General features: G+C 57.2%; 7 protein-coding genes and 4 pseudogenes. 10 read left to right on the top strand and 1 reads right to left on the bottom strand.

The annotated features are described in order from the left end of the window. Positions 1-346: 346 nt before the first annotated feature. The 8 genes and pseudogenes from CEQ32_RS10155 to CEQ32_RS10110 all read left to right on the top strand — a co-directional run bounded on the left by CEQ32_RS10155 (position 347) and on the right by CEQ32_RS10110 (position 10,852). Positions 347-3,001 (top strand): annotated as a pseudogene (locus tag CEQ32_RS10155) (heavy metal translocating P-type ATPase). Between the two features lie 362 nt (positions 3,002-3,363). Further along, the gene (locus CEQ32_RS10150) at positions 3,364-4,683 is read left to right on the top strand and encodes an efflux RND transporter periplasmic adaptor subunit (RefSeq protein WP_088585955.1); all 1,320 of its coding nucleotides are present in this window, start codon (positions 3,364-3,366) and stop codon (positions 4,681-4,683) included. Beyond that, positions 4,680-7,871, top strand: coding sequence for an efflux RND transporter permease subunit (locus CEQ32_RS10145; protein ID WP_122040757.1), 3,192 nt, complete (start codon positions 4,680-4,682; stop codon positions 7,869-7,871). Before CEQ32_RS10150 ends, CEQ32_RS10145 begins: the two co-directional genes overlap by 4 nt. 1 nt (position 7,872) lies before the next feature. Next, complete coding sequence (locus CEQ32_RS10140) at positions 7,873-9,366, top strand: efflux transporter outer membrane subunit (protein ID WP_011788495.1); 1,494 nt, start codon at positions 7,873-7,875, stop codon at positions 9,364-9,366. Between the two features lie 216 nt (positions 9,367-9,582). Then, positions 9,583-9,672: a hypothetical protein gene (locus tag CEQ32_RS23325; protein WP_122040756.1), complete on the top strand. Its 90-nt coding sequence runs from the start codon at positions 9,583-9,585 to the stop codon at positions 9,670-9,672. Then, positions 9,656-10,189, top strand: a pseudogene (locus tag CEQ32_RS23320) (efflux RND transporter permease subunit). Before CEQ32_RS23325 ends, CEQ32_RS23320 begins: the two are co-directional and overlap by 17 nt. Next, positions 10,180-10,563 (top strand): annotated as a pseudogene (locus CEQ32_RS23315) (efflux RND transporter permease subunit). Before CEQ32_RS23320 ends, CEQ32_RS23315 begins: the two co-directional pseudogenes overlap by 10 nt. A gap of 97 nt (positions 10,564-10,660) precedes the next feature. Further along, positions 10,661-10,852, top strand: coding sequence for a heavy-metal-associated domain-containing protein (locus tag CEQ32_RS10110; RefSeq protein WP_015066565.1), 192 nt, complete (start codon positions 10,661-10,663; stop codon positions 10,850-10,852). 78 nt (positions 10,853-10,930) lie between these two features. On the opposite strand, the pseudogene CEQ32_RS10105 reads toward CEQ32_RS10110, so the two are convergent. After that, positions 10,931-11,433, bottom strand: a pseudogene (locus CEQ32_RS10105) (IS4 family transposase); the annotation flags it as partial. Positions 11,434-11,552: 119 nt separating this feature from the next. On the opposite strand from CEQ32_RS10105, the gene CEQ32_RS23310 reads away from it, so the two are divergent. Both CEQ32_RS23310 and tnpB read left to right on the top strand, forming a co-directional pair. Beyond that, the gene (locus CEQ32_RS23310) at positions 11,553-11,825 is read left to right on the top strand and encodes a hypothetical protein (protein WP_071979591.1); all 273 of its coding nucleotides are present in this window, start codon (positions 11,553-11,555) and stop codon (positions 11,823-11,825) included. Then, positions 11,822-12,076 (top strand): IS66 family insertion sequence element accessory protein TnpB, encoded by a 255-nt coding sequence (gene tnpB, locus CEQ32_RS10095; protein ID WP_011788498.1) that lies wholly within the window; start codon positions 11,822-11,824, stop codon positions 12,074-12,076. Before CEQ32_RS23310 ends, tnpB begins: the two co-directional genes overlap by 4 nt. Positions 12,077-12,278: the final 202 nt, after the last annotated feature.

Raw genomic sequence — 12,278 nt, 5'->3', positions numbered from 1 at the left:
CTGACCGCACTCAATCCCCTGGGCCTCATCAGCCGACGCCAGCTTTCACTCCCCCCCATCGTGAGCGTAGAAATTAACCATGCTAACTTCATGAATTAAATAATTGAACATATCTTCATATGTGTGCTAAAATTCAATCTGCATTTTGAAAATGTGTCGAAACTGTAAGCACGTGCGCCGCACGCCGCACGCCACAACCACAGACGATCGTAAACAGAAGGACAACAGCCTTCTTTTTTAATGATTAACACATGGATGTATGTTCATGTGTTTGTTATATTTAAGCAGTATGTGCGGCGTGCGGCGAACCTAACTTGCAAAGTGTTCAGAGAACTTGGAGGTAGATATGACAAGGGAAATAACGGAGTACCAGGACAAGGCTAGGGAGCAGCTGAGCTTCCGTGTGGAGGGCATGGATTGCGCGAGCTGCGTCGGCAAAATCGAGAAGGCCCTTTCCCGAATGGATGGGCTGACGGACGTGCAAGTCAATTTTTCTAGTGAAACGCTGACGTTGACTCGCAATCTGAAAAGCCGCTTCACTGCTCGCGATGTAGCTAAGAAAATCAAAACTTTGGGGTTCGGTGTGGAAGAACTGCCAGTGTCGTCGCTCTCGATTGCGGCCGTATCGCGCCAATCGGTCCATGCACATGACCACAGCGAAGATCACAAGGATGGTCACGCTTGCGGCGGTGATCATGGGCACGGCCACACGCAAAAGACAAACGGCGGGCATGAACACGGCTCCTGCAGTGGACATGATCACACCTCACACGCTCGCCGCGAGCCCCCTGGTAACCCACCCAACGTTTCGATGCACGTGGAAGGCATGGACTGCGCGAGCTGCGTTGGCAAGATTGAAACGGCTCTTGCTCGCATGGCGGGCGTATCAGATGCCCGCATCAACTTCACGGCAGAAACGCTTGAGCTGACGCTCGCGTCTGGAAGTCCTACACATATTGGCGACATCGAGAAGACCATCTAAAGCCTGGGTTTCGGCGTCTCCGACGTGCGCCGCCTTGATGGATCCTCGCCTGCCGCGCCTGCCCGCGTGCCCTCAGCTATCACTCAACGCTGGTGGCAGACGAAGAAGGGTAAGCATGTGCAGGGCCTAGCAGCTCTCATGGGCTCGGCCTATGCAGTTGCTCAATTTATCCCCGGCTATGCCGAATGGATCTTCGCCGCTGCCGTGATCGCTGGCGTACTCCCGTTCGCGCGCAAAGCCTTCGCGCTGGCCATATCTGGCTCCCCGTTCTCCATCGAAACACTGATGGTTGTCGCCTCGCTGGGCGCGCTCGTGATTGGCGAGGCCGAGGAGGCCGCTGCTGTGGTGTTCCTGTTCGCGGTCGGCGAGCTGCTTGAAAGTGTGGCCGCTGGCCGCGCCCGCGCCGGCATTAAAGCGCTGGCTTCTCTGGTGCCTAAAACTGCTGTCTTGCTCGACGCCAATGGTGGGCAGCGCGAAGTGCCCGCTGCCTCCCTGAGCGTGAACGACCGGGTTTTGGTGCGCCCGGGTGATCGAGTGCCCGCTGACGGCAAGATCTTCCGCGGCGAAAGCAGTCTCGATGAATCTCCGATCACAGGGGAGTCCGTGCCGCGTCAAAAGGCCGGTGGCGATGACGTATTTGCCGGCTCGATCAACGTCGACGGTGTGCTTGAAGTTCTGGTTGAGAAGGCTGCATCGGACAACACCATCTCGCGCATCATCCAGCTCGTCGAGCAAGCTCAATCCTCCAAGGCGCCGACGGCACGCTTCATCGAAAAGTTCAGCCGTTACTACACCCCGGCCGTGATGGCCATCGCGGCGCTGATCGTCGTGGTTCCCCCGCTTACCATGGGTGGTGATTGGGGCACTTGGCTGTACCGTGGTCTTGCTTTGCTGCTAATCGCGTGCCCGTGCGCCTTGGTTTTGTCAACGCCGGCGGCCATTGCCTCGGGACTGGCTGTTGCTACTCGCCGAGGTTTGCTGATTAAAGGTGGCAACGCCTTGGAAACCATTGGTCGCGTTCGCACAGTCGCCTTCGATAAGACTGGCACGCTGACAGAGGGCAAGCCGCGCATCACTGAAGTCGTGCCTTTCGGGCAATCCAAGCAGCAACAGGTACTGGCGCTCGCCGCCGCCGTCGAGTCTGGATCGAATCACCCGTTGGCGAAGGCAATCGTTGCCCACGCCAAGAGCCTCGATGTGGAGGTTCCACAAGCCACCGAAGCATTCGCTATCCCGGGCAAGGCAGTTCGCGCTACCGTGAACGGCAGCAAGCTAGCCGTGGGATCGCCCGTCCATGCAGGGCAGATGGCCACGCTGACCCTCGCGCACCAGCAGGAAATCGCCAAGCTGGAAGATGGTGGCAAGACGGTGGTGGTTCTGTTCGACGAAGCAAGCAAGAATGTCATGGGCCTGTTGGCCTTGCGTGACGAACCTCGCCGTGACGCCCGCGAAGGCGTGGCCCAGCTCAAGGCGATGGGTGTGCGCTCGGTCATGCTCACCGGTGACAATCGGAGAACTGCGCAGGCCATCGCCGGCAAGCTGGATATCGAGTGGGAGAGTGAGTTGCTTCCGCAAGACAAGTTGCGCCTGGTCAACGACTTGAAGCGCGACGCGAAGGTGGCGATGGTCGGCGACGGCATCAACGACGCGCCGGCCTTGGCGACCGCCGATGTAGGGATCGCCATGGGCGGCGGCACCGACGTGGCCCTAGAGACCGCAGACGCTGCTCTGCTCAAGAGCCGCGTCACGGACGTTGCGCACCTGGTGGCGCTGTCCCGCGCGACGATGGCCAACATCCACCAGAACGTAGTGTTCGCCATTGGCCTCAAGGGCCTGTTCCTAGTCACCAGTGTGCTGGGTATCACTGGCCTTTGGGTTGCTGTGCTGGCCGACACCGGTGCCACCGCTTTGGTCACGCTCAATGCGCTGCGCCTACTCCGCTTTAAGGGTGCCCAAGAGCCAGCCGATGGCCAGAACGGAGGTCATCAAAGCTCTGTGTCCGTACAGGATGCCCATTGAGGTATTGCAGAGGGCTTGAACTGCCGTTGTTGCGGCGCCAAGCCCTTCCATATCTTCATCTGTAAATCGATCTCCGAAAACATCGATGTTAGGCGATAAACGAATGCCTTTAGAACAACGAGTTTAAATAGATGGGATGATCGGACGTGGATAATGGGCTCAGATGCGTCCCTTTCGGCCGTAACTGCATCTCATGCGTTCACCGGGAGGCCGGAAGGTTCCAGAGCTTGTAGTCCAGTCCCATGCTCGTCATGGTCATCGAAAAAGGCTTGACCTTGACGTGGTTGTAAGGGCTAGCCTTTAGAAACATATGCGAACCGCTTCGGATGGACCGAAGCCCCGTAATAAAAAAGGTAACTTCCATGCATAAAAAAATCAGGATCATTTTGGTAGCTAGCGTCATCGCGGCCGTCGGGGGGATAGCGGTGGCTGCCCGAGATGGCAAGGATGAAAGTAAACCAGCAGCACCACCAGCTGGCGCGCCGATGGCGCCGATGGCGCCGCAGGTGCCCGTGGCCGAGGTCATCACCCGCACGGTCGCGCCATCGGCCGAGTACACCGGCTTCCTGGCCGCGCCCAAGACCGTCGAGCTGCGCTCGCGGGTCGGCGGCGCCGTCGATGCTGTGAGCGTCCCCGAGGGCAGCCTGGTGCGCAAGGGACAACTGCTGTTCCAGATCGACCCCCGACCGTTCCAGGTCACGCTCGACACGGCTGCGGCGCAACTGCAACAGGCCGAGGTGCTGGCCAGTCAGGCCCAGGCCGACTTCGACCGCGCCGAGCGCCTGGTGGCGACCGGCGCTGTCGCGCGCAAGACCTACGACGATGCCGTCTCCGCGCGCAGTGCGCGCCAGGCCCAGGTGCAAGCGGCCAAGGCCGCCGTCGCTGCGGCGCGGCTGGATCTGTCCTACGCCCGCGTCACGGCGCCCATCGCCGGGCGCGTTGACCGCGTGCTCGTGACCGAGGGCAACCTGGTCAGCGGCGGCGGTGCAGGAGCAGCCACGCTACTTACCACGATCGTGTCCATCGATCCTGTGCACGTCTATTTCGACATCGATGAGGCAACCTACGTCAATGTGGTGAGCCGCTCGAGACCTGGTTCAGGGACTCATGCTTCGTTGCCCGTTCAAGTAGGCTTGAGCACTGACAGAAACTTTCCGTACAAGGGCGTGCTCGACTTCGTCGGCAATGCGATTGATAGAAGTACCGGCACGATCCGCGCTCGCGCGGTCGTCCCCAACCCTGATGGACGGCTGACGCCTGGGCTGTTTGCGAGGGCCAAGCTCTCCACCGCAAGCTCTCGGCAGGCCGTCCTCATCGACGACCAAGCGGTTGGCACCGATCAAGGCCGAAACTATGTTCTGGTCGTGGGTGAAAACAACCAAGCTCAGTATCGTCCGATTGAGCTGGGTCCCGTAGTCGACGGTCTGCGCGTTATAAACGGTGGCCTGCAGGGTGGCGAAAAAATCATAATCAAAGGCCTCGTACGACCTGGTATGACTGTCACGCCGCGCATGGTGCCCATGCAGGGGCCGGCAGCACCGGCCGCCGGCGCTCCCGACGCGACTAAGACTGCGGCTAGTGCCCCGGCAGTCCCTGCGGAGTCTGCCAAGGCCGCTGGGGCGGCTGGGGCCGATCAGGTCAAGGCTGACAGCGCAGCTGGCTCAGCGGAGGCTCGCAAATGAATTTCCCCCGTTTCTTCATCAACCGCCCTATCTTCGCAATCGTCCTTTCGGTGCTGATGCTGATCGCGGGCGCGATCAGCTACTTCCAGTTGCCACTGAGCGAGTACCCTCAGGTTACCCCCCCAACGGTACAGGTCACGGCGAGCTATCCCGGCGCCAATCCGCAAGTGATCGCCGATACCGTGGCATCACCGCTGGAGCAGGCGATCAACGGCGTAGAAGGCATGATGTACATGCAGTCTCAGATGTCCACCGACGGGAAAATGGTGCTCACCGTCTCCTTCGAGCAGCATATCAACGCCGACATTGCGCAGATCCAGGTGCAAAACCGGGTCTCGCGGGCGTTGCCGCGCCTACCGCCTGAAGTTCAGCGCATCGGTGTTGTCACCGAGAAAACGTCGCCGGACGTTCTCATGGTGGTGCATTTGCTTTCGCCTGGAGGTCGATATGATCCGCTGTACGTCTCCAACTACGCCACACTTCATGTGAAGGATGAGCTGGCTCGTACGCCAGGCGTCGGCGATGTCCTAGTCTGGGGCGCCGGGGAGTATTCGATGCGGGTCTGGCTCGAACCCGCCAAGGTCGCTGCTCGTGGGCTGATCGCGAGCGACGTGGTTGCCGCCATCCGCGAGCAGAACATACAGGTTGCCGCTGGTTCGGTTGGTCAGCAGCCGGATGCCTCGGCGGCGTTCCAGGTCACGGTCAACACTCTGGGCCGACTGTCGAGCGAGGAGCAATTCGGCGAGATCGTCGTGAAGACGGGCGCCGACGGCCAGGTAACTCGCCTGCGGGATGTCGCCCGCATCTCGATGGGGGCCGATTCCTACTCTTTGCGCAGCCTGCTCAATGGCGAGCCGGCGGTGGGGATACAGATCATCCAGAGCCCGGGCGCGAACGCGCTGGATGTGTCTAGCGCGGTGCGCGCGGCAATGGACCGACTTCAAGCTAAGTTCCCCGACGGCATTGAGTATAGGATCGCCTACGACCCCACGGTCTTCGTGCGCGCCTCGCTCCAGTCCGTCGCCGTCACGCTGCTGGAGGCCATCTTCCTGGTGGTGATCGTGGTGGTGCTGTTCCTGCAATCCTGGCGCGCGTCGATCATCCCGCTGATCGCCGTGCCGGTCTCGCTGGTCGGCACGTTCGCGGTGATGCACATGTTCGGTTTCTCGCTGAACACACTGTCGCTGTTCGGACTGGTGCTGTCCATCGGCATCGTGGTGGATGACGCCATCGTGGTGGTGGAGAACGTGGAGCGCCACATAGCGCTGGGCGAATCACCCAAGGACGCGGCGCGCAAGGCGATGGATGAAGTGACTGGCCCGATCCTGGCCATCACCTCGGTGCTGGCAGCGGTCTTCATCCCCTCGGCGTTCCTGTCGGGGCTGCAGGGCGAGTTCTATCGCCAGTTCGCGCTAACCATCGCGTTCTCGACCATCCTGTCGGCGATCAACTCGCTTACGCTGTCGCCAGCGCTGGCCGCCATCCTGCTCAAGCCGCACCACGGCGCGGCCAAGCCCGATCGCGTCACGCGCATCATCGACGGCGTGTTCGGCGGCTTCTTCCGCCGCTTCAACCGCTTCTTCGACCGCGCCTCGAATTCCTACGTCGGGGGCGTGCGCCGCGCGGTGCGCGGCAGCGCCATCGTGCTGCTGCTCTACGTCGGCTTCCTGGGCCTGACCTGGCTGGGCTTCCACAAGGTGCCTGCGGGCTTCGTGCCCGCCCAGGACAAGTACTACCTCGTGGGCATCGCCCAGCTTCCGACCGGCGCCTCGCTGGATCGCACCGAGGCGGTCGTCAAGGAGATGACCAAGATCGCACTGGCTGAGCCGGGCGTCGAGAGCGTGGTGGCCTTCCCGGGCCTGTCGGTCAATGGACCGGTGAACCAGCCGAACACCGCGCTGATGTTCGCCATGCTCAAGCCCTTCGATGAGCGCAAGGACCCGTCGCTGTCGGCCTTCGCCATCCAGGGCAAGCTCATGGGCAAGTTCAGCCAGATCCCGGACGGCTTCGTCGGCATCTTCCCGCCGCCGCCGGTGCCGGGCCTGGGTTCTATGGGCGGCTTTAAGCTGCAGATCGAGGACCGGGCGGGCCTGGGTCCCGAGGCGCTTGCACAAGCACAGGGCCAGATCATGGGCAAGGCCATGCAGGCGCCCGAGCTGGCGAACATGCTCGCCAGCTTCCAGACCAATGCGCCGCAGTTGCAGGTGGACATCGACCGGGTGAAGGCCAAGTCGCAGGGCGTGTCGTTGACCGAGGTGTTCGACACCCTGCAGGTCAACCTTGGCTCGCTCTACGTCAACGACTTCAACCGCTTCGGTCGCACCTACCGGGTAATGGCCCAAGCCGATGCGCAGTTCCGCATGCAGGCTGAGGACATAGGCATGCTCAAGGTGCGCAATGCAGCGGGCGACATGATCCCGCTGAGCGCGTTCGCGACCATCGAGCGCAGTTCCGGCCCCGACCGGGTGATGCATTACAACGGCTTCCCCTCGGCGGACATCAGCGGCGGGCCAGCGCCGGGCTACTCATCCGGCCAGGCCACCGCCGCGATTGAGAAGATCGTGAGCGAATCGCTGCCTGACGGTATGACCTACGAATGGACGGACCTGACTTTCCAGGAAAAGCGAGTTGGCAATACTGCTATCTATATCTTCGCGCTGGCGGTGCTGCTCGCCTTCCTGTTCCTGGCGGCCCAGTACAACAGTTGGTCGCTGCCGTTCGCTGTGCTGCTGATTGCACCCATGGCGCTGCTCTCGGCGATCGCCGGCGTCTGGCTCTCTGGGGGGGACAACAACATCTTCACGCAGATCGGTTTCGTGGTGCTGATCGGCCTGGCCGCCAAGAACGCGATCCTGATCGTGGAGTTCGCCCGCGCGAAGGAAAGCGAAGGGGCCGATCCGCTGGCAGCCGTGCTCGAAGCCGCGCGCTTGCGGCTGCGCCCGATCCTGATGACGTCGTTCGCCTTCATCGCTGGCGTGGTGCCGCTGGTGCTGGCCAGCGGTGCGGGCGCCGAGATGCGCCACGCCATGGGCATCGCGGTGTTCGCCGGCATGCTGGGCGTGACGGTATTCGGCCTGGTGCTGACGCCGGTGTTCTACGTCGTGGTGCGCAAGCTGGCGCTGCGCCGCGAAGCGCGCCATGCCCGTGTCGGCATGAGCGACAAGCATAACGGCCAGGAGGAATTTTGAGATGAAGAAACCTTTCGCACTCACACAACCTGCCAAGAGCTTGGCACCGGTAGCTTTCGCGATAGCGTTAGCCGGTTGTTCCATGGCACCCAAGTACGATCGGCCGCCAGCGCCGATTGATATAGTATATCCTTCGGGCGCGGCCTATGCAGAACCGGCGAAAGCGACGCCAGAGGCCCCAGTCACGGACGCGGCCGATATCGGCTGGCGAGATTTCTTCCGCGACCCGCTGTTGCAACAATTGATCGGTATCGCGCTGGAGAGCAACCGCGACATGCGCAAAGCTGCGCTCAACGTTGAGGCGGCGCAGGCACTGTACCGCATTCAGCGCGCTGAGGTGCTCCCGAACTTGGGGGTATCCGGCAGAGGGGCCGCAGAACGACTGCCAGCCGATCTCAGCAACACCGGCGCTGCCGACGTCGTGCGTCGTTACGAGGTTGCTGGGGTGACCGCTGCCTGGGAACTGGACGTCTGGGGCCGTATCCGCAGCCTCAGCAACCAAGCGCTGGCTTCCTACTTGGCTATGGACGAGACTCGCATAGCGACGCAGATGAGTTTGATCTCTGAGGTTGCTAACGCCTATCTCACGTTGCGGGCTGACCAGGAGTTACTGCAGTTAACAGGCGAGACGCTCGGCACGCAAAAGCGTTCGCATGAACTTACTGCCCAACTGTTCGAGGCTGGCAATGCCACGCAACTTGACGTGCGCCGCTCGGAAATTGTACTGCGTACAGCCGAGGCCAACTTCGCGGACTACACACGTCAAACGGCCAAAGACCGAAACGCGCTAGTGCTACTGCTCGGCCAGCCGCTGACGCTTGAGCTGTCGCAGCAACTTGACAAAGCCATAGTGCTGCCGGATGGCATCGTGCCGACCGAACTGCCCAGTGGCCTACCTTCTGAGTTGCTCGTGCGCCGACCGGATGTGCGCGCGGCCGAGCAGGTACTTCTGGGTGCCAACGCCAGTATCGGAGCAGCGCGAGCCGCTTTCTTCCCCACCATCAGCTTGACGGGTTCGGCGGGGACGGCAAGCGCATCGCTTGATGGGCTCTTCGAATCGGGTTCGCGCGCCTGGAGCTTCTTGCCGCAGATTACGGTGCCTATTTTCCGGGGTGGCGCGTTGCGCGCCAATCTGGATGTGGCGCACGTAAAAAAGCGCATCGAGATCGCCAACTACGAGAAGTCCATTCAAGTTGCTTTTAGTGAAGTGGCTGATGGCCTTGCCGGCAAGCGAACACTTGATGAGCAGATTCGTTCAGAGCAATTCCTGGTTGCTGCTAGTCAGGGCATGTATGACCTGGCCGAGCAACGTTTCAGGGAAGGTGTGGACGATAACCTCACCTTGCTTGACGCGCAGCGTACGCTGTACAGCGCGCAGCAGACGTTGGTGCGTACGCGTCTGGCTCGGTTGAGCAACCTTATCGCGCTCTACAAGGCTCTGGGAGGCGGGTGGACAGAGAGCACACCAAGTGGTGTGGCGCAAGCGAGTCGATAGTTAGTTTTTCCCTACTGGCACTGGTATTGGATATTCGTACCAAGAAATGACGCATGGTGGCAGTCGCCTCCATGCGTGTGTAGATGAGTATGAAAACCGGCGAGCTTGCAAAGCTAACGAGGACTCCCTGGGTTCTACGAGGCTCAGGGTCTTTTACCTGCTCCTGATCGTTATAGCAACAACTAAAGGCAATAAAGGCAGGAGCAAGTTGAGCGGTTGCAGCTTATACTAAGTTGCAAAGTATTAGGTATCAGTCTGGAGCAGATCCGGACTATCTCAGGGGGTAGCTTTGACCGACATTTTTGATGTATTACAGGTAAATTTGGGATCGCTTTACGTCAATGATTTTAATGGATTTGGCCGTACCTACCGTGTAATAACTCAAGCTGATGCCCCATTCCGTATGCAGGCAGACGATATTGGATTATTGAAAGTCAGGAATTCTGCTGGTGATATGATCCCTTTATAAGTATTGATCAATATCAAACTAACTTCAGATCCTGATCGCGTTATGAGATACAACGGCTATCCATCCGCTGATATTACGGGAGGTACTGCATCAGGATATTCTTTTGGTCAGGCTACAGATGCTATTGAGAAAATAGTTAAGGAAAATCTACCTGAAGGTATGGCGTACGAATGGACTGATCTGACCTATCAGGAAAAATTAGCGGGCAATTCCGCACTGTATATTTTCCCATTGGCGGTATTCTTTGCATTCTTGATTCTTGCCGCTCAGTACAACAGTTGGTCGCTTCCATTTGCTGTGCTGCTTATTGCACCAATGGCACTCCTTTCTGCAATTGGCGGTATATGGATCTAAACGGTGATAATAACATCTATACTCAAATTGGCTTCGTTGTTTTAGTCGGGCTGGCCGCAAAAAATGCCATTTTAATCGTTGATTTTGCAAGGACTCAGGAGAATTAGTGACGATCACCGCTTGGGGCCGTACTCGAGGCAGCGTACTTACGTTTGCGTCCTATTTTGATGACTTCTCTTGTATTTATTGCTGGTGTGATATCTCTTGTACTAGCTAGTGGTGCTGGAGCAGAAATGCGTCACGCCATGGGTATTGCAGTGTTTGCCGGTATGCTTGGTGTAACCTTCTTTGGATTACTACTTACGCCGGTGTTTTACGTTATAGTAAGAAATCTGTCATTAAGAAAAAACGCAGAAAGTATAGTCAATCTTTAGTGAAAAGATATCAGAGTGAAATGAGTTTAGACCTTGACCTTACAACAGTGGAAAGCCCTACAATCAGAAGTACTCAAACCAAACTGGAGGTATATAAATGCAATTTCATTTAGAAAATATGACATGTGGGGGCTGCGCCCGGACGGTAACTAAAGCAATTAAGGATATAGACCCAGAGGCTACAGTTTTAACTGATCCTCCGACTCGTAAGGTGACGGTAAAAACTTCATTATCAGTTGAAAAGGTCTCCTATGCTCTAATTGAAGCAGGCTTCCCTCCTCGGGATTAGTATTTTCCTTTTACGGTTGCCTCCTGAATGAGGCAACTTTAAATTTCGCATTCAGGGCATTCATTCATAGACTGGACCTTAAGAATTAAGCCCATGCAGTATCCCATCTAACGTGATGTTTTGTTTGTCTTTTGACTGTTGGGCTTTTTGGGCGTTCTTCGTTATATAACGGGTCGCCCAATCTATCCTCTCCGCTATTTCTGACCATGCGTGCTGGCTGATGCTTTCAAGATCGGCAACAGCCAAATTTCCACATTTTTGGCGGCCTTGAATAGCTAGACTGATGGCATGATTTGAAGAAAGACGCTTCGCCGAATGATCAGAGCGAGCAGGCTTGACCATACCAAACCATCTACAATCGCTTTCTGTGCCGCCATAAATTTCTGCAAGTTTGTATGGGATTTCAACTCTTTGAATCGCAACTTCACCTGCCAGCGACAACGATAGATTGCCATAACATCATCCGCTTAGTAGGTTTCCCGCGGGAGGTTGATAAGCCAGATGCAAAATCGTATTTCTCCGGCAAAACAGAGCCTTATTACTCTGAATATCTGCTTTCCTCGACGAACTTGCAAATCGAGCGTAAGCGCCTCATAAACCGCGCATTCTAATCACCTAACACGCAGAATAAGATCAAGTCTCCAACCATAAGGAGATTTAAAATGGCAAACGATGCACCAACCAATAATGGCAAACGCTAATCAAGCAATCTGAATCGAGTTCATTATCAACACTCACATTTTGTAAGCTCAATCAACTCAATCCCTCAACGTTCTCTGCCAAGCGCCAGCAACTCAACAACACTGGCGCATCTCAAGGTTTTGTTAGAGCAGAAGTCGTTGAAAAGATAACTCAGTATCAGGCCCAAGTGGCAACCGCCAACATGACACTCTTCGTCAATGATATCGAACTGCGCAATCCCCAATGCACGCCAGTAAGTAACCTGGCTGAACTCATCGGTGCGCTATCATGAAAGGCATGCTGAGCTCACTAGAGATTTATCTGTATCGTGAAAGTGTCGATTTTAGAAAGTCCATCAACGGCCTTGCCGCGATTATCGAAAGTGACACCGATTTACCGTTAGTAAGTGGCGCATTATTCCTGTTCACCAAAAACAGCGCGATAAAATCAAAGTGTTGTGCTGGCGTGTGCCACGAACAAAAGGTTAATACCTTTTGGATCTGTATTTCTGATGAGAGAAGGCCTCTCGAAATCTACCTGTAGGGGGCGGTTTCAAAACCACCAAGTGCTTCTGTAAAGTGCGGTTTGGAGACTTATCTGATCGCTCATTCAACACTGAGTTCACCTTCGCAGGTGATCTACACTTCGGAGCAGCTATTTAGTAAGGTATTCAATTCTTCAATCTATCTAACCGAGTCCACATAGGACAACTGCATAGACTGGAGCCTCGATTTACATTAACGAG

The sequence above is a fragment of the Shewanella sp. FDAARGOS_354 genome (assembly GCF_002209245.2).
Taxonomy (GTDB): domain Bacteria; phylum Pseudomonadota; class Gammaproteobacteria; order Enterobacterales; family Shewanellaceae; genus Shewanella; species Shewanella xiamenensis.
This window is presented reverse-complemented; position numbering and strand designations above follow the sequence as displayed.

Excerpts from the sequence above, each read along its gene's own strand:
- CEQ32_RS10150 (WP_088585955.1), top strand. The coding sequence starts at position 3,364 with ATGCATAAAAAAATCAGGATCATTTTGGTAGCTAGCGTCATCGCGGCC.
- CEQ32_RS10145 (WP_122040757.1), top strand. The coding sequence starts at position 4,680 with ATGAATTTCCCCCGTTTCTTCATCAACCGCCCTATCTTCGCAATCGTC.
- CEQ32_RS10140 (WP_011788495.1), top strand. The coding sequence starts at position 7,873 with ATGAAGAAACCTTTCGCACTCACACAACCTGCCAAGAGCTTGGCACCG.
- CEQ32_RS10110 (WP_015066565.1), top strand. The coding sequence starts at position 10,661 with ATGCAATTTCATTTAGAAAATATGACATGTGGGGGCTGCGCCCGGACG.
- tnpB (WP_011788498.1), top strand. The coding sequence starts at position 11,822 with ATGAAAGGCATGCTGAGCTCACTAGAGATTTATCTGTATCGTGAAAGT.